The organism is Nonomuraea sp. NPDC049129, assembly GCF_040648495.1.
Taxonomy (GTDB): domain Bacteria; phylum Actinomycetota; class Actinomycetes; order Streptosporangiales; family Streptosporangiaceae; genus Nonomuraea.
This window is the reverse complement of the sequence record NZ_JBEZDU010000019.1, coordinates 39296-55854: the sequence shown is the minus strand read 5'-3', so window position 1 is coordinate 55854 and position 16559 is coordinate 39296. Positions and strand designations below refer to the sequence as shown.

The window sequence follows — 16559 nt, the reverse complement described above, 5'->3', positions numbered from 1 at the left end:
AAGGTCGGACCATGCGCCTGCTTCCCCATCCGGCCACTGCCGACATCCAGCTCACCGAGGTGTTGCGGGCGCTGTCCGATCCCATACGCATGGAGATCGTCATCCGGCTGGCCAGCCGCGGCGAGATAACGTGCACGGCGGCGGGCGACGACCTCGGCGTCCACAAGTCGACGGCCTCGCACCACTACCGAACGCTGCGCGAGGCCGGGGTGATCATGTCGAGACAGGAGGGGCGGCTGAAGTACATCAGCCTGCGGCGCGACGGCCTCGACGCCCGCTTCCCCGGCCTGCTCGACGCGATCCTTTCGGCGGCTCATGTCCCGGTCTGAGCGGCGGCCCGCGTCTGACGGCCGACCGCTGCCCCAGCCTGACGGGCGGTCGGCGTCCCCGGCAGACGGGCGGCCGGTGTCCCCGGCTGACGGGCTGCCCATCCGGCACGTCCTGCCCGAGCTGCTCGACGTGCTCGACCGCGCCGGGTCGGCCATCCTGACCTCACCACCCGGCACGGGCAAGACCACCGTCGTCCCACTCGCCCTGGCGGCGGCCGGGCTACGGGTGCTGGTGGCGGAGCCGCGGCGACTGGCCGTACGAGCCGCGGCCAAACGGATGGGCGTCAGCTATACGATCCGCGGCGAACGGCACACCGGCGCGAACCCCCTGGTGGAGGTCGTCACCACCGGCGTACTCCTGCAGCGGCTCCAGCGCGACCAGGAGCTTTCTGGCGTGGACGTGGTGATGCTCGACGAATGCCACGAACGCCACCTCGACGCCGACACGGCGCTCGCTTTCCTGCTCGACGTACGGGACACGCTCCGCCCCGACCTGCGCCTCCTCGCCGCCTCGGCCACCGCGGACGCCGCCCCCTGGTCCCGCCTGCTCGGCGACGCGCCGATCGTCCGCGCGTCCGGCGCGACACACCCTGTCGAGATCGTGTGGACGCCACCGGTACGCCCGGTCGCCCCGCCGCACGGCCTCCGGGTCGACCCCGCGCTGCTCTCGCACGTGGCCCAGGTCGTACGGCAGGCGCTGGCCGAACGGGAGGGCGACATCCTGTGCTTCCTGCCCGGCACGGGCGAGATCGCCAGGGTGGCCGCCCAGCTCGGCAGTGGGCTCTCGGGTGGTGTCGAGGTGCTTCAGGTGCACGGGCAGGCGCCGGCCCAGGTCCAAGACGCGGTGCTGTCGCCCGGGTCGGCGCGCAGGGTGGTGCTGGCCACGTCGGTGGCGGAGTCGAGCCTGACCGTGCCGGGGGTGCGGGTGGTGGTGGACTCGGGCCTGGCCAGGGAGCCGCGCACCGACCACGCCCGGGGCCTCGGCTCGCTCACCACCGTACGGGTCTCGAAGGCATCGGCCGACCAGCGCGCCGGCCGGGCCGGGCGGGAGGCTCCCGGCACGGTGTACCGGTGCTGGACGGCGGCGGAGCACGAGCGGCTCGCCGACCACGCACGGCCGGAGATCGCTTTGGCGGACCTCACGGGGTTCGCACTGCAGGCCGCCTGCTGGGGCGACCCGGACGCCTCAGGCCTCGCCCTGCTCGACCCACCACCACCTGCCGCGATGACCGCCGCCACCCGCACCCTCCACACCCTGGGCGCCCTGGAACCAGCCCCCGGCACCACCACGCCCTGGTACGGGTCGGACGACGGCACCGACCATGTGACCGGCGACAGCACCGGCCAGGTAACCGGTGGTGGCACCGACCGGGTGATGTGGCGAGTGACCGCGCGGGGGCGACGGATGGCACTGGTCGGCGTGCACCCGCGCCTGGCCAGAGCGCTCCTCGACCTCGGACCGCGCGCCGCCGAGGTGGTGGCGCTCCTGTCCGACCAGCTCCCCCGCGACGCGGGTGACGACCTCGTGGAGATCTGGCGCTCGGCCCGCCATGGCCGCGACGGCTTCACAGCCCGCTGGCGCCAGGAGGTCCGCCGCCTCACAAGAAGCACCCCACCCCAGGACCGGGGACCCGCGTCACCGGCCAGACGGGAGATGACCGACGACGCCGTGGCCGGGCTGGCGGTGGCGTTGGCGTTTCCTGAGCGGGTGGCGCGGCGGCGGGGCGGTGGATACCTGATGGCGTCCGGCACCCAGGCGCAGTTGGCCGAGGGGTCGCGGCTCGGCGAGGCGAAGTGGCTGGCCGTGGCGGTGGCCGACCGTCCGACCGGCTCGGCGTCAGCCCGGATCCGTCAGGCCGTGGTGATCGATGAGGAGACCGCCAGGCTGGCGTTCCCGGTGACCACCGAGGAGGAGATCGCCTGGCGCACCCCGCCGGGCGAGCGCCGCGGCGACGTGTCCGCCCGCGTCGTCGAGCGGCTGGGCGCGATCGAGCTCTCCGCAACCCCGCTCAAGAACGCCGACATACGCGAGGCCATCCTGTATGGCCTGCGCACCGAGGACGTACTGACCTGGACCAAGGAGGCCACCGCCCTCAGGGACCGCCTGGCGTTCTGCCATCGCGAACTCGGCGACCCGTGGCTCCCGATGGACGACCTGGCGGAGATCGCCGAACGCTGGCTGGAGCCGGAGCTGTCCCGCGCTCGCCGCCGAGCCGACCTGGAGCGCATCGACGTGGCCACCGCCCTGAAGCGGCTGATCCCATGGAGCCGGCGGCTGGACGAGGTGGCGCCCGAGCGCGTCGCGGTGCCCAGCGGCTCCCGCGTCCGCGTGGACTATTCGGGCGGGCAACCGGTGCTGGCGGTCAAGCTGCAGGAGCTGTTCGGCTGGACGGAGACGCCGAAGATCGCGGGCGTACCGCTCCTCGTACACCTGCTCTCCCCCGCCGGACGCCCGGTGGCGGTCACCGCGGACCTTGCGTCGTTCTGGCGCGAGGGCTACCGTGCGGTCCGCGCGGAGCTACGCGGCCGCTACCCCCGGCACCCCTGGCCGGAGGATCCGCTGACCGCGGCCCCCACCCGCCGCGCGAATCCGAGATGACCCCCGCGGCCGAACGGGAGCCGAGATGACCGATGACCGGCTGCTTGAGGCGGCGCGCAACAACGCCGAGTGGTGCGACGCGGTGTGCCGCTCGCACGGATCCCCCGGCACGTTCAGCGCGCTGAGCTGGACCAACGCCGGCGTCACCCCGACCTACTATCCCGATGCCGTCGCCCTCTCCCCCGAGGCGACGTGGGCCGACCTGCTGGCCGGGGTCGAGGGCAAGCGGAGCGCCTCGGTCAAGGACAGCTTCGCGCTGCTCCAGCCGCCACCCGGGTGGAACCTGCTGTTCGAGGCCGAGTGGATCCACCGCCCGGCCCCCACGACGACCGGCGAGGCCATCGCCCCGGCGGCGACCGGGGATCTCATCGCCTGGGAGGCGGTCCGCGACGCGGACACGCTCCGTGACTGGGAGCGCGCCTGTTTTCCGGCGGATGACACGGATCTGTTCCGGCCGCCGCTGCTGCACGAGGTCACCGTGCTGGCGGGCCGGATCGGCGGCGACATCGTGTGCGGGTCCGCGCTCAACGCGAGCGGCAGTGTGGTGGGCGTCTCGAACGTGTTCGCCTTGGGCTGCGACCTGGACGCCGCCTGGTCGGGCACAGTGGCGCTGGCGGCCGAGCTGTTCCCCGGCCGCCCACTGGTCGGCTACGAGACCGACCCGGCCCCCGCGTCCCGGCACGGCTTCACCCCGATCGGCCCGCTCCGGGTATGGCTGAAGGCGTGACCCAGACGCGCCGCAACCCCGCAGACGACCTCACAGTACGTCGTCCATGGTCGGGTTCGTCAGTACCTCGACCGTCTCCGACCCCACCCCCACATCCTTGAACCCGCTGGACGTGGCGACACAGACCACCGGCCCGTCGAAGTCCCGCCCCAGCTTGCGGTAGGCGGCCAGCCCCGCCGCTCCCGACAGCTCCTGCCACAGCCCCTGCCTGGCCAGCGCCCGCTGGGCCGCCCGCATCTCCTCGTCGGTGACCAGCAGCGCCTCGCCGTCGCTGTCGCGCACCGCCCGTACGCCCCGGTGGCCGCCCACCGAACCGCCGATGCCGTACGCGTCCGTGTGCCCGAGCGAGACGATCGCGGCCGGCGCCCCCGTGGCGACGGCCCGCGCGTGCGGACCGCCCGCGGCGGCCTCGCAGGAGAACATGCGCGGCGTCGTGCCCGCCAGCCCGAGCCGGCGCAACTCGGTGAACCCCTTCCAGACCCCGTACAGCAGCTCCGCGTAGCCCGTCGGCGCGAACACCGCCGCCGGCACCCCGCCGAGCTGCAGGAACAGCTCGTACGCGATCGTCTTGTAGCCCTCGGCCCCGAACGGGTGCCCGGTGTGGGTGACGGTCAGGTTGCTGACCGGGTGGTAGCCGAGCCGGTCCACGATCTCGCGCATCAGCGGCCAGCGCGCCTCGACCGGCACGGCGAGCACCTTGCCCCCGTACGCGCGAACGAGCGAATGGACGGCGGGCGGCGCGTCGGCCGAGGCGAGCACGATGGCGGGCAGTCCGGCGCGGGCGGCGTACGCGGCGGCCGAGGCGCCGTGGTTGCCCGACGAGGCCACCACCACGCCCGGCGCCCCCGCGCCCACTGCCGCGCTTACCGCGACCCGGTTGAGCCGGTCCTTGTGCGACCAGGTGGGGTTGCGTGACTCGTCCTTGACGTACACGCCTTCCAGCGGGATCAGCGGCGTGCCGCCCTCGCCCAGCGTGGGCGCGTGCAGCGGCGGCAGCAGCGGCGACCAGCGCGCGAGGTCGGGCCCCGGCTCCTGCTCGAACAGGGTCGCGCTGACCCGGGCGTAGTCGTAGTCGACCTCGACCGGATAGGCCAATGACGCGGTGCTCGTCCTGGGGCAGCCGCGGGTCAGCGGCGGCCACAGCGGATACGTGATCGAGGGGTCGCCCAGGGAGCGCTGGCCGGTGGCCAGAGATGGTCCGTTCACGCGGACCAAGCGTAGACGCGCTATCATTGTGATATCACTTCGATAGCAAGGAGTCGGGATGGAACGATACGCCTTCCGCCTGAACGGTTTCCTGGTCCTCCTCGTCCTGCTGGTGCTCGCCGCCGTGGCGGCCATCGGCTCGCCGGAGGTTCTGGGCATCGGGTGGATCGTCCTCTTCGCACTGGTCGCCAGCGGGTTCACCGTGGTCAACCCGAACGAGGCGAAGGTGGTGCAGTTCTTCGGCCGCTACATCGGCACGGTCGAGGACGCGGGCTTACAGTGGGTGCTGCCGTTCACCAACAAGACCACGATCACGCTCAGGGTCCGCAACTTCGAGACGGCCAAGCTCAAGGTCAACGACGCCGACGGCAACCCTGTCGAGATCGCCGCGGTGGTCGTCTACAAGGTGGACGACGCGGCCAAGGCCAAGTTCTCGGTGGATGACTATGAGGACTACGTCGAGATTCAGTCGGAGGCGGCCGTGCGCCACCTGGCCACCACGCACCCCTACGACTCGCACGAAGCCGGTCGCACCAGCCTGCGCGACGGCACGGAGGTGGCCGCCGAGCTCACCGCCGAGTTGCGCGAGCGCACCGAGCTGGCCGGGATCGAAGTGCTGGAGGCGCGCATCACGCACCTCGCCTACGCTCCCGAGATCGCCCAGGCCATGCTGGTCCGCCAGCAGGCCGCGCAGGTCGTGGCGGCGCGTACCCGAATCGTCGAAGGCGCTGTGGGCATGGTCCAGCTCGCGCTCGATAGGCTGGCCGCCGAGCAGGTGGTGGAGCTGGACGAGGAGCGTAAAGCGCAGATGGTCTCCAACCTCTTGGTCGTCCTCTGCGGCGACCGGGCGATCCAGCCGGTGGTGAACACCGGCAGCCTGTATGCCTGAGCGCAAGAAGCTCCTGCTGCGCCTCGATCCGGCCGTCTACGACGCCCTCGCCAAGTGGGCGGCCGACGATCTCCGCAGCGTCAACGCGCAGATCGAGTACGCGTTGCGGCTCGCGCTGAAGCAGGCCGGCCGGGAGCCTCGCAACGAAGGGTGAAAAGCCGCACACTTTAAGCATGTTGTGGACAGGCAGGTCCGCCATCGAGATCGCGACGGCCGTACGTCGGGGTGAGGTCACGGCCGCGGCCGTCGTCGAGGAACACCTTCACGCGATCGCCGAGCGCGATCCAGGGGTCGGGGCGTTCCGGCTGGTCAGAGAGCGGGCCCTGGACGAGGCGCGGGCCGTGCAGGAGCGCCGCGACCTGGCCGACCTGCCGCTGGCGGGCGTACCCGTCGCGGTGAAGGACAACCTGGAGGTCGCGGGCGAGGCCACTCGCGGCGGATCCGCCGCGACGGCGGACACGCCCGCGCCCAAGGACCACGAGACGGTCGGCCGGCTGCGCGCGGCCGGCGCGGTGGTCGTCGGCCTGACGAACCTGCCCGAGCTGGGCCTGGTCGCCTTCGGCGACAGCGCCTACGGCACCGTGCGCAACCCCTGGAACCTGGCCCGTACGTCCGGCGGCTCGTCGGCGGGCAGCGCCGCGGCGGTGTCGGCCGGGATGGTGCCGCTGGCGCTGGGCAACGACGGGATGGGCTCGCTGCGCATTCCCGGGGCATGCTGCGGGGTGTTCGCCATCAAGCCGGGCACGGGTCTCGTACCACCGCCGACGGAGACCTGGGGCGGCCTCACCGAGAACGGCCCGCTGGCCAGGAACGTGCCCGACCTGGCGCTGATGCTCTCCGTCCTGGCCGCCGACGAGGGCCTGGCCGAGTCCTGGCGCGGCGGCGAGCGGATCGAGCCCCGGCCGCGCATGCTCCGCTCGGTCTGGGCGGATGACGACGACGAGGTATGGGCGCCCCGGCCGCCGCACGAGACCCCGGAGCCCTTCGACCTGCGCGTGGCCTACGCCCCGCAGCCGCTGCCGGTGGGCCTGCCGATGGACCGCGAGTTCCAGGCGGCGGTACGCGCGGCGGCCGAGACCCTCAGGGTCGCCGGGCACACGGTCGTCGAGCACGAGCAACGCCTGCCGGCCGCCCTCGGCCCCGCCACGATCGCCACCTGGCTGACCCGCGCTTCCGGAGCGGCCACCGGCCTCGACCGCACGCGCCTGGAACCGCGCACCCGCGCGCTGGCCCGCGCGGGCCGGGTGCTCCACGCGCTCAGACTGGACGGCGAGCGGGGCCGCGCCCGCTGGCACGGTTACGGCGCCGACCAGTGGTTCGGTGACGCCGACGTGCTCATCACGCCGACACTGGCCCGGATTCCGCCGAAGGCCGACCGCTGGGGCGAACGCGGGCTCGCGCGCAACCTGCTGGCCAACGTCAGGTACGCACCAGCCACCGGCGCCTGGAACATGTGCGGCTGGCCCGCGCTCACCGTCCCCATCGCCACCCACTCCAGCGGTCTGCCGATCGGCGTCCAGCTCATCGCCCCACCCGGCGGCGAGCCGCAACTCCTCGGCCTGGCCGCCCAGCTGTCGGCCGCCCACCCGCCGGTCCGGCCACGCGGCTACTCAAGCTGACGTCCGATTCAGGGGAAGTCGGGCAGTCGGCGGCGGGCGTGGTCGATGAACGCTCGCGCTGCAGGCCCCGACGGCCCCGTGGCCCGCCAGACGATCGCCATCCGGCCGCGCAGCCGCGGCTCGGTGATCTCCAGTACGTGCAGGTCGTCCTTCGCGACGGTGACCGCCGACTCGGGCAGTACGGCCAGGCCGAGCCCTTTGGCGGCGAGCTGCCCCAGCACGTACGGCTCGCTGGCCTCGAAGGCGACATGCGGCGTGAACCCGGCGGCGGCGCACGCCTCGTCGAGCGCGGCCCGCAGACCGGTGCCGCGCGGCAGGCAGATCAGCGCCCGATCCGCCAGCTCCCGCAACGTGATGACGGGCATCCCCGCCGAACCCTGAGCCGCCAAGTCGTGAGTGAGCCCGACGGCGGCCACCAAAGCCTGGTCGATCACCACCTGCGCGTCCAGCCCCGCCGGCACGCTCGATCCGATGCCGATGAGCCCGAGGTCCATCCGCCCCGCCCGCACCGCCTCGATCAGGCTCTCCGGATCGGACTCCTGCAACGAGATCTCCACGGACGGATGCCGGTCGTGGAAGTCGGCCAGCAGCCCCGGCAGGTCGAGCACGGAGGGCGCCGAGACGGTGCCCATCGCGACGTGCCCGCGCAACAGCCCGGTCATCTCGTCGACGACCAGCCGGGCGGCGGCGACCGCCGCGAGGGCGGCGCGCGCGTACGGCAGCACCGCCTCCCCCACCTCGGTGAGGCGCACCTGCCGCGCCGAGCGGTCGAACAGCGGCTGGCCCAGCTCCCGCTCCAGCTGCCGGATCTGCGCGCTCACCCCGGGCTGCGCAACATGGAGCCGGGCCGCGGCCCGGGTGAAGCCGGCCTCCTCGGTCACGGCCACGAAGTACTCAAGCTGCCGGAGCTCCATAACAAATAATGCTAGCAGCCATACAATCCATCTCTTTGACTTCTGGATGAGCCGGACACAAGCTGAATCGCATGGACATGCTGAAGTGCCCGGTGTTCCGACCGGGTGATGAGGGATATGACGACGAGCGGGCCGGTTTCCAGGCTCTCGCCCGGCACCGGCCGGACGTGATCGTCGGCGCGACGGACGCCGCCGACGTACGCGCGGCCGTGGCCATCGCGGCGGCGGACGGGCTACCGGTGGCCGTGCAGGCCACCGGGCACGGCATGCCGATGGCGGCCGACGGCGGCCTGCTCATCAGCACCCGCAGGATGACCGGCGTACAGGTGGATCCCGAGACCGCGACGGCCAGGATCGAGGCGGGCGTGCGCTGGTCGCGGGTCATCGAGGAGGCGGCCCGCCACGGGCTGGCCCCGCTGTCCGGCTCGGCCCCGTCCGTCAGCGCCGTGTCCTACACGCTCGGCGGCGGGCTCGGGCTCATGGCGCGCCGTTATGGCTACGCCGTCGACCAGGTACGCACTGTCGAAGTGGTCACCGCCGACGGCGTACTCAGGGAGGTGACGGCCGCGACGGAGCCGGACCTGTTCTGGGCGCTGCTCGGCGGGCGCGGCAACTTCGGCGTGGTCACGGCGCTGGAGATCGGCCTGGTCCCGGTGACCAGTCTGTACGGGGGCGGCCTGTTCTTCGATCTCGCCACCGACGTGGTGAAGCGCTGGGCCGAGTGGACACGGGACCTGCCCGAGGAGATGACCTCGTCCATCGCGGTGATCCCGTTCCCCGACGCCCCGCAGGTGCCCGAGGTGTTCCGCGGCCGCCGCGTCGGCCACGTGCGGATCGCGTACACGGGCGGCCCGGAGGAGGGCGAGCGCCTGCTGGAGCCGCTGCGCGCGATCGGGCCCCGGCTCGTGGACTCGGTGAAGGAGCTGCCGTACACCGAGTCGGGCAGCATCCACAACGACCCGGCCGAGCCGATGGCCTACTACGCCACCCACTCGCTGCTGCGCGAGCTGCCCGCGCGGGCCGTGGACGCGCTGCTGGAGACCGAGCGCGCCATCCTGGAGATCAGGCACCTGGGTGGCGCGCTGGACAAGCCGGGCCTCGGGCCCGTGGTCAACCGCGACGCCCAGTATCAGGTCGGCGTCCTGTCCCGGCTCGCGCCGGGCGGCGACCCCGGCGAGGTGCGCCCGCTCCACGACGGGGTCCGCGAGGCGCTGTCGCCGTGGGACACCGGAGGCCGCGGCCTCAACTTCCTGTACGGCGAGAACACCGCGCCCGACCAGGTCCGCCTGGCCTACGACCCGGACGACTACCGGCGGCTGGCCGCGCTGAAGACCGTGTGGGATGCCGGCAACCTGTTCCGGCTCAACGCCAACATCCCACCGGCCTGACGGTCAGACCCCCATCGGGTGCCAGACCGTCTTCGTCTCCAGGAAACGCGTCATGCGGGTGAGGGCCGGGGCCGCCCGCCAGTCCTCGTCCGGCGACGGGCGCAGGACCCGCTTGAGGTTCTCCGCCGCCGCCTGCTCGCAGGTCAGCGCCAGCTCGGCGTCGGACACACCGGTCAGGTCCAGCCCGTTGACGTCCATGTGGGCCGCCAGCCAGGGCGCGAGCTCCCGCTGATGACCCGTGAGGACGTTGACGACGCCGCCCGGCAGGTCCGAGGTGGCCAGCACCTCCGCCAGGGTGATGGACGGCAGCGGCGTCCGCTCGGAGGCGATCACGACGCACGTGTTGCCCGTCACGATCACCGGCGCGATCACCGAGATCAGCCCCACCAGCGGGTCCTCGGGCGCGACGACGGCGACGACCCCCGTGGGCTCCGGCGAGGAGAGGTTGAAGTACGGGCCGGCGACCGGGTTGGCCGTGCCGTGCACGGAGGCGATCTTGTCCGACCAGCCCGCGTACCAGACCAGCCGGTCGACCGTGGCGTCCACGGCCTCCAGCGCCGCCTTCTTGCCGCCGCCCAGCTCCTCGGCGAACTGCGCGCGGCGGCCCTCCAGCATCTCGGCGATCCGGTAGAGGATCTGACCCCGGTTGTAGGCCGTGGCGCCCGACCAGCCGGGGAACGCCTTGCGCGCCGCCACCACGGCGTCACGCACGTCCTTGCGGGAGGCCCGCGACGCGTTGGCGAGGAAGTCGCCCTTGGGCGAGGTCACGGCGTAGGACCTCCCGCTCTCGGAGCGCGGGAACGCCCCGCCGATGTACAGCTTGTACGTCTTGCGAACGGCCAACCTACTCATCGCCGCGCCCCCTCCGCATGGTCTCCTCCGACATCTCGACCGGCACGAAGACCTGGCCGCACCGGCTCACCCCGCAGCGGTGGGCGTACCAGCCGGTGCGTACGGGCCTTCCGGCGCGGGCGAAAGCGTGGCCGCGCGTGGCCTGCGCCCGCCGTCCACCCCGGCGGGAACGGCGGTGCTCACACATCAAGGTAGGCCTCCAACCCGAGCAACCCGCCCTCTCGGCCGTATCCGGACTCCTTGTACCCGCCGAACGGCGCGGCCGGGTCGAACCTGTTGAACGTGTTGGCCCAGACCACTCCGGCCCTGAGCTTGTCGGCCATCCACAGGATGCGCGAGCCCTTCTCCGTCCAGATCCCGGCCGACAGCCCGTACGGCGTGTTGTTGGCCTTCTCCACGGCCTCGGCCGGGGTGCGGAACGTCAGCACCGACAGCACCGGGCCGAAGACCTCCTCCCGGGCGATGCGGTGCGACTGGGCCACGCCGGTGAAGACGGTCGGCGGGAACCAGAAGCCCTTGTCGGGCAGTTCGCAGGCGGGCGACCAGCGCTCGGCCCCCTCCTGCTCGCCGAGGTCGCTGAGCGAGCGGATCTTCGCCAGCTGCTCGGCCGAGTTGATCGCGCCGATGTCGGTGTTCTTGTCGAGCGGGTCGCCCAGGCGCAGCGTGCCGAGGCGCCGCTTGAGCGCCGTCAGCAGCTCGTCCTGGATCGACTCCTGCACCAGCAGCCGGGAGCCCGCGCAGCACACGTGCCCCTGGTTGAAGAAGATGCCGTTGACCACGCCCTCGACGGCCTGGTCGAGCGCGGCGTCGTCGAAGACGATGTTCGCGGCCTTGCCGCCCAGCTCCAGCGTGAGCTTCTTGCCGGTGCCCGCGACGGTCCGGGCGATGATCCGGCCGACCTCGGTGGAGCCGGTGAAGGCCACCTTGTTCACGTCGGGGTGGGCGACCACGGCGGCGCCGGTCTCACCCGCTCCGGTGACGATGTTGACGACACCGGGCGGCAGGTCGGCCTGCTGGCAGATCTCCGCGAACAGCAGCGCCGTCAGCGGCGTGGTCTCGGCCGGCTTCAGCACCACCGTGTTGCCGCAGGCCAGCGCGGGGGCGATCTTCCAGGCCAGCATGAGCAGGGGGAAGTTCCACGGGATGACCTGCCCGGCGACGCCGAGCGGCCGGGGGTCCGCGCCGAACCCGGCGTACTCCAGCTTGTCGGCCCAGCCGGCGTAGTAGAAGAAGTGCGCGGCGACGAGCGGCAGGTCCACGTCGCGCGACTCGCGGATGGGCTTGCCGTTGTCGAGCGACTCCAGCACGGCCAGCTCGCGGGCGCGTTCCTGGATGATGCGGGCGATCCTGAACAGGTATTTGGCCCGTTCGGTGCCCGGCATCGCGCTCCAGACCCCGAACGCCTTGCGCGCGGCCTGTACGGCCCGGTCGACGTCGTCGGAGGAGGCCGTGGCGACCTCCGCCAGCTTCTCCTCCGTCGCCGGGTTGATCGTCTTGAAGGCGGAGCCAGAGCCGTCCACGAACTCGCCATTGATGAACAGCCCGTACGACGGCTTCAGATCGACGATGTCGCGCGACTCGGGCGCCGGTGCGTATGCGAAGGTCGCCATCATCAGTCCAGGGTGAAGTAGTCGGGGCCCGCGTAACGGCCGGTGGTCAGCTTCTGGCGCTGCATCAGCAGGTCGTTCAGCAGCGACGACGCGCCCAGCCTGAACCAGTCGGGCGACAGCCAGTCCTCGCCGGCGGTCTCGTTGACCAGCACGAGGTTCTTGATGGCGTCCTTGGTGGTGCGGATGCCGCCGGCCGGCTTCACGCCGACCTGCCGGCCCGTCTCGTCGCGGAAGTCGCGCACCGCCTCCAGCATGATCATCGTCACCGGCGGCGTGGCGGCCGGGGCCACCTTCCCGGTGGAGGTCTTGATGAAGTCGGCGCCAGCCAGCATCGCCAGCCAGGACGCCCGCCGTACGTTGTCGTAGGTCGACAGCTCGCCGGTCTCCAGGATCACCTTCAGATGGGCGGAGCCGCAGGCGGCCTTCACCGCGACGATCTCCTCGTACACCTTGAGATAGTCGCCGGACAGGAACGCGCCGCGGTCGATCACCATGTCGATCTCGTCGGCGCCCGCGGCGACGGCGAGCGCGGTGTCGCTCACCTTGACCTCCAGCGAGGTGCGTCCGCTCGGGAAGGCGGTCGCCACCGAGGCGACCTTCACCCCCGAGCCGCGCAGCGCGCCGGCGGCCACGGCCACCAGGTCGGGATAGACGCAGACGGCCGCCACCCGGGGCGCGCCCTCGCCGGGGTGCCTCGCCTTGGTGCACATCGCACGGACCTTGCCGTGCGTGTCCGCGCCCTCGAGCGTGGTGAGGTCGACCATCGAGATGGCCAGGTCGATCGCCATGGCCTTGGCGCTGGTCTTGATGGAGCGGGTGCCGAGCATCGCCGCTCGCTGGTCCGCGCCGACCCGGTCGACACCGGGCAGGCCGTGCAGGAATGCTCGCAGCGTCGCGCCGGACGAGCCGACGTCGGCGAGCGAGGTAGTCACAGTTGACACCTCCACAGGATCGCCGACCAGGTGGGCTACGTCCAAACCGGATCTCTAAGGCGGCATCGGCGCGCCTCCTAGGTACTCCCTGGCCTGGAGTTTCCCGGGAGATAGGGCATCCGCCCGATGTGGCGGTAGGGGCCTTAGCCCGAACCTTAAGAGTGTCAGCAAGACACAAGAAGGAGACACACCACCATGAGTCCCGAGATCGAATACCAGATCATGAAGAGCCACGTCAACGAGCTGCGCCAGGCGGCCGCGCGACACCGTCAGGTACGCGAGGCACTGGAGGGCAACAAGTCCGAGCGCCGCTCGCTGTTCGGCAAGCGCCGCTCCTCATGACCGCCCCACAAGCGCCCGGCCGCACCCTCCCTCGCGGCCGGGCCACCATCCCTCCCTAGCACCGCCTTCCCTCCATCGGGCTCCCCCGGAGGGGACATCCCTCGCAGGGACCCCGACCACGACGGACCGTCACACGGGATCGGGACGGTCGGTGTGACGAACCCCCGGGAACCCCATTTGCGGCCACCGCCCCATCGGGCCAAGGCCGCTCGTCAATCTGCCCTAAATGCGTCGAAAGCGGCTGGTGAGGCATGACATGCTGGACGACATGCTGGGACGTTCGGTAAGTCCCGTCTTCGTGGGGCGGGAAGAGGAGCTCACGGCCCTCTCTCAAGCCTTCGACGAGGCCCGGAAGGGCACCGCGACAGCCGTGCTGGTCGGCGGGGAGGCGGGGGTCGGCAAGACCCGGCTGGTACAGCGCTTCGCCGAGCAGGCGGCGCGGAGCGGCGCTCATGTGCTGTACGGCGGGTGCGTCGAACTCTCCACGGAGGGCCTGGCCTACGCGCCGTTCACGGCTGCCCTGAGGCAGCTGGTCAGGGAGCAGGGCACCACCCAGATCGCCGCGCTGCTGCCGGGCGGCGCCGAACGCGACCTGGCCCGGCTGCTCCCCGAGTTCGGCGAGCCCAGCGGTGACGGCGAGACCGACACAGGGCGGGCCCGGCTGTTCGAGCAGTTCCTGACGCTCCTCCAACGGCTGGCCGGCAACCGGCCGACGATCCTGCTCATCGAGGACATCCACTGGGCCGACCGGTCCAGCCGCGACCTGATCGCCTTCCTCAGCCGCAACCTCGGCACCGCGCAGATATTGATCGTCATGACCTACCGCTCCGACGACCTGCACCGGCAGCATCCGCTCCGGCCGGTGCTCGCCGAGCTGGGCAGGGTCAACAGCGTGCTCAGGCTCGACCTGCCCCGCCTGTCCAGGGACGAGGTCGCCCTGCAGATGGCCGGGATCCTCGGCATCGACCCCGACTACCCCAAGGTGGAGAAGGTCTACGAGCGCAGCGAGGGCATCCCGCTGTTCGTCGAGGCACTGCTGGACTGCGGCGAGGACTGCGCGTTCCCCGAGTCGATGCAGGACCTGATACTCGGCTCGGTCGAGCGGCTGCCCGAGGAGACCCAGCGCGTGCTGCGCATCGCCGCCGCGGGCGGCATCAGGGTCGGCCACGCCCTGCTCGCCGCGGTCAGCGGCCTGTCCGACCTGGAGCTGGAGGCCGCGCTGCGGTCGGCCATCGCCGGGAACGTGCTGCAGATCGCCGACAACCGCGCCTACGTCTTCCGGCACTCCCTCATCCGCGAGGCCGTACACGACGAGTTGCTGCCCGGCGAGCATCAACGGCTGCACTCGCGCTACGCCGAGGAGATCTCCCGCGACCGCAAGCTGGTGCCACCGGGCCGGGCCGCCGTGGAGCTGGCCCACCACTGGTACGGCGCGCGCAACGACCTCTGGGCGCTCATCTCGGCCTGGGACGCGGCACAGAAGTCGTTCGGGGCCTTCGCGTACACCGAGGCGATCCCGCTGCTCGAACGCGTACTCATGCTGTGGGACCGGGTGCCGGACGCGGCCGAGCGCATCGGCGCCGACCACACGGCGGTGCTCGAACGGGCCAGCGAGGCCGCCCTCGCGGGCGGCGAGCTCGACCGGGGCATCAAGTTCGTCAAGGCGGCCCTGGCGCAGCTCGACGAGACCCGGGAGCCGGCCCGGGTCGCCACGCTGATCGTGCGCTGGGCCAACCTCAAGATCTACAAGGGCAAGACGGGCGTCGTCGACGACTTCCAGCACGCACTACGTCTGGTGCCCGAGCCGACCCTGGCCCGCGCGAGCGTCATCATGCCGATGAGCCAGCACCTGATGCTCCGTGGCGACGTCAAGGAAGGCACCCGGCTCATCGAGGAGGGCCTGCGCCTGAGCCGGGATCTCGGCGACAAGTGCCTCGAAGGAGACCTCCTGCTGAACCTGGCGCTCGGCCACTCCATCGACGGTGACACAGAGGCGACGCTGGCCACCAACCTGCGCGCGCTGGAAATGGGCCGTCAGGAGAGCTCGGGACGGCTCATCACGCGGGCGATCGGCAACAACATCGACGCGCTGAGCGACCTGGGACGCTCCGAGGAAGCCCTCGCGCTGGCCGACGAGGGCTGGCAGCTGGCCAAGCAGTACGGCCGGATGCGGCTCAACGGGCTGTTCATCCTGCTCAACAGGGCCGAGGCGCTGGAGGCCATCGGCCGCTGGGACGAGGCCCTCGAGGCCATCGGGCAGGCGCTCAGCCTCGGCCCCGTGCTGCGCACCCACAACCACCTGCTCCGCGTACGCGCCGACATCGCGCTGGGCAGGGGCGAACTCGCGGTCGTCGAAGGCATCCTGGCGGAGCTGGGCGTGCTCAAGGAGCGGCCCGAGGAGTTCTTGCAGGACATCACCAACAGCACCCGGCTGCGGATCGGCTGGCACCTGTTCAAGGGCGAGTCGCTGGCCGCGCTGGCCGTGACCGAGCGCATCCTGTCGTTGTCGTCGCAGTCCCCGTCGTCGCAGTCCCCCAAAGCCATGCTGGGCTGGCGGCGGCTGGCCCTGCTCACCCTGGTCTGCGACACCGCCGAGGACGCCGAGCCCGACCGGGTCCGCGCGGTGCGCGAGCAGGCCGCCAAGGTGGCCGCGAGCCTCAAGGTCAGCGGGCCGGTGGCGGAGGCGTACAAACTGACGTACTCGCGCGACTTCGACGCGGCCGCGGCCGCCTGGGAGCGTCTCAAGCGCCCGCACAACCAGGCCAAGGCCCTCGTCAGAGCGGCCACCGTGGTGGCGCGGTCGGGCGACAGGGAGGGCGCGGCGACCCGGCTCGCCGTGGCCGCGCCGCTGGCCGCCGCGCTGCGGGCGACGCCGCTGATCGACGAGATCGAGGCACTCTCCCGGCGGGTCGGCGTCGTCCAGCAGCAGGCGACCGTCCCCGAGCTGCTCACGCCGCGCGAGACGGAGGTGCTGCGGCTGGTGGCGCTGGGCCGTACGAACCGGGACATCGCCGCCGAGCTGTTCATCTCGGCCAAGACGGTCAGCGTGCACGTGTCCAACATCCTGGCCAAACTGGGCGTGACCACCCGCGGCGAGGCAGCGGCGGCCGCACACCGCCTCTCCCTGCTGTCTCGGTAGAAGCGAGCCTCCC

At 72.0% G+C, this 16559-nt stretch carries 15 protein-coding genes; 9 read left to right on the top strand and 6 right to left on the bottom strand.

Translation table 11 applies throughout. The annotated features are described in order from the left end of the window. Nucleotides 1-11: 11 nt before the first annotated feature. The 3 genes from AB0B64_RS42670 (at nt 12) to AB0B64_RS42660 (ending at nt 3655) form a co-directional block, all read left to right on the top strand. Nucleotides 12-329, top strand: coding sequence for a helix-turn-helix transcriptional regulator (locus tag AB0B64_RS42670; RefSeq protein WP_357959159.1), 318 nt, complete (start codon nt 12-14; stop codon nt 327-329). A 76-nt stretch (nt 330-405) separates the two neighbouring features. Continuing rightward, nucleotides 406-2928, top strand: a complete 2523-nt coding sequence (locus tag AB0B64_RS42665; protein ID WP_358185403.1) for an ATP-dependent helicase C-terminal domain-containing protein — start codon at nt 406-408, stop codon at nt 2926-2928. Between the two features lie 25 nt (nt 2929-2953). Next, on the top strand, nt 2954-3655 hold the full coding sequence (locus AB0B64_RS42660; protein WP_358185400.1) for a hypothetical protein: 702 nt from the start codon (nt 2954-2956) through the stop codon (nt 3653-3655). A 30-nt stretch (nt 3656-3685) separates the two neighbouring features. On the opposite strand, the gene AB0B64_RS42655 is transcribed toward AB0B64_RS42660, so the two are convergent. Then, nucleotides 3686-4861 (bottom strand): pyridoxal-phosphate dependent enzyme, encoded by a 1176-nt coding sequence (locus tag AB0B64_RS42655; RefSeq protein WP_358185397.1) that lies wholly within the window; start codon nt 4859-4861, stop codon nt 3686-3688. Nucleotides 4862-4919: 58 nt separating this feature from the next. Between AB0B64_RS42655 and AB0B64_RS42650 the strand changes: the two genes are divergently transcribed. The 3 genes from AB0B64_RS42650 to AB0B64_RS42640 are packed head-to-tail and all read left to right on the top strand — an operon-like array spanning nt 4920 to nt 7369. Beyond that, a complete protein-coding gene (locus tag AB0B64_RS42650; protein WP_357959169.1) occupies nt 4920-5750 on the top strand; it encodes an SPFH domain-containing protein in 831 nt (276 codons plus the stop codon). Continuing rightward, the gene (locus AB0B64_RS42645) at nt 5743-5904 is read left to right on the top strand and encodes a hypothetical protein (RefSeq protein WP_357649351.1); all 162 of its coding nucleotides are present in this window, start codon (nt 5743-5745) and stop codon (nt 5902-5904) included. The genes AB0B64_RS42650 and AB0B64_RS42645 overlap by 8 nt, the downstream gene beginning before the upstream one ends. Nucleotides 5905-5923: 19 nt before the next feature. Further along, on the top strand, nt 5924-7369 hold the full coding sequence (locus AB0B64_RS42640; RefSeq protein WP_358185394.1) for an amidase: 1446 nt from the start codon (nt 5924-5926) through the stop codon (nt 7367-7369). 8 nt (nt 7370-7377) lie between these two features. Here AB0B64_RS42640 and AB0B64_RS42635 read toward each other — a convergent pair whose 3' ends face one another. Next, nucleotides 7378-8283 (bottom strand): LysR substrate-binding domain-containing protein, encoded by a 906-nt coding sequence (locus tag AB0B64_RS42635; protein ID WP_358185391.1) that lies wholly within the window; start codon nt 8281-8283, stop codon nt 7378-7380. A gap of 71 nt (nt 8284-8354) precedes the next feature. Between AB0B64_RS42635 and AB0B64_RS42630 the strand changes: the two genes are divergently transcribed. Beyond that, a complete protein-coding gene (locus AB0B64_RS42630) occupies nt 8355-9671 on the top strand; it encodes an FAD-binding protein (protein WP_358185388.1) in 1317 nt (438 codons plus the stop codon). A gap of 3 nt (nt 9672-9674) precedes the next feature. Here the strand turns inward: AB0B64_RS42630 and AB0B64_RS42625 are convergent, their stop codons facing one another. The 4 genes from AB0B64_RS42625 to deoC are packed head-to-tail and all read right to left on the bottom strand — an operon-like array spanning nt 9675 to nt 13065. Further along, complete coding sequence (locus tag AB0B64_RS42625; protein WP_357959180.1) at nt 9675-10523, bottom strand: aldehyde dehydrogenase family protein; 849 nt, start codon at nt 10521-10523, stop codon at nt 9675-9677. Next, on the bottom strand, nt 10516-10710 hold the full coding sequence (locus tag AB0B64_RS42620) for a hypothetical protein (RefSeq protein WP_357959182.1): 195 nt from the start codon (nt 10708-10710) through the stop codon (nt 10516-10518). Before AB0B64_RS42620 ends, AB0B64_RS42625 begins: the two co-directional genes overlap by 8 nt. Further along, nucleotides 10703-12133, bottom strand: coding sequence for an aldehyde dehydrogenase family protein (locus AB0B64_RS42615; protein WP_357959305.1), 1431 nt, complete (start codon nt 12131-12133; stop codon nt 10703-10705). Before AB0B64_RS42615 ends, AB0B64_RS42620 begins: the two co-directional genes overlap by 8 nt. A gap of 2 nt (nt 12134-12135) precedes the next feature. Beyond that, nucleotides 12136-13065 carry a deoxyribose-phosphate aldolase gene (gene deoC / locus AB0B64_RS42610; RefSeq protein ID WP_357959308.1) on the bottom strand — a complete coding sequence of 310 codons (930 nt, stop codon included), beginning with the start codon at nt 13063-13065 and terminating at the stop codon, nt 12136-12138. 195 nt (nt 13066-13260) lie between these two features. Here deoC and AB0B64_RS42605 point away from each other — a divergent pair, with 195 nt between their 5' ends. Next, nucleotides 13261-13407: a hypothetical protein gene (locus AB0B64_RS42605; protein WP_357649218.1), complete on the top strand. Its 147-nt coding sequence runs from the start codon at nt 13261-13263 to the stop codon at nt 13405-13407. 268 nt (nt 13408-13675) lie between these two features. Beyond that, nucleotides 13676-16546 (top strand): AAA family ATPase, encoded by a 2871-nt coding sequence (locus AB0B64_RS42600; protein ID WP_357959185.1) that lies wholly within the window; start codon nt 13676-13678, stop codon nt 16544-16546. The last annotated feature ends 13 nt before the right edge of the window (nt 16547-16559 follow it).

Excerpts from the sequence above, each read along its gene's own strand:
- AB0B64_RS42670 (WP_357959159.1), top strand. The coding sequence starts at position 12 with ATGCGCCTGCTTCCCCATCCGGCCACTGCCGACATCCAGCTCACCGAG.
- AB0B64_RS42660 (WP_358185400.1), top strand. The coding sequence starts at position 2,954 with ATGACCGATGACCGGCTGCTTGAGGCGGCGCGCAACAACGCCGAGTGG.
- AB0B64_RS42650 (WP_357959169.1), top strand. The coding sequence starts at position 4,920 with ATGGAACGATACGCCTTCCGCCTGAACGGTTTCCTGGTCCTCCTCGTC.
- AB0B64_RS42645 (WP_357649351.1), top strand. The coding sequence starts at position 5,743 with ATGCCTGAGCGCAAGAAGCTCCTGCTGCGCCTCGATCCGGCCGTCTAC.
- AB0B64_RS42640 (WP_358185394.1), top strand. The coding sequence starts at position 5,924 with ATGTTGTGGACAGGCAGGTCCGCCATCGAGATCGCGACGGCCGTACGT.
- AB0B64_RS42635 (WP_358185391.1), bottom strand. The coding sequence starts at position 8,283 with ATGGAGCTCCGGCAGCTTGAGTACTTCGTGGCCGTGACCGAGGAGGCC.
- AB0B64_RS42630 (WP_358185388.1), top strand. The coding sequence starts at position 8,355 with ATGGACATGCTGAAGTGCCCGGTGTTCCGACCGGGTGATGAGGGATAT.
- AB0B64_RS42625 (WP_357959180.1), bottom strand. The coding sequence starts at position 10,523 with ATGAGTAGGTTGGCCGTTCGCAAGACGTACAAGCTGTACATCGGCGGG.
- AB0B64_RS42620 (WP_357959182.1), bottom strand. The coding sequence starts at position 10,710 with ATGTGTGAGCACCGCCGTTCCCGCCGGGGTGGACGGCGGGCGCAGGCC.
- AB0B64_RS42615 (WP_357959305.1), bottom strand. The coding sequence starts at position 12,133 with ATGGCGACCTTCGCATACGCACCGGCGCCCGAGTCGCGCGACATCGTC.
- AB0B64_RS42605 (WP_357649218.1), top strand. The coding sequence starts at position 13,261 with ATGAGTCCCGAGATCGAATACCAGATCATGAAGAGCCACGTCAACGAG.
- AB0B64_RS42600 (WP_357959185.1), top strand. The coding sequence starts at position 13,676 with ATGCTGGGACGTTCGGTAAGTCCCGTCTTCGTGGGGCGGGAAGAGGAG.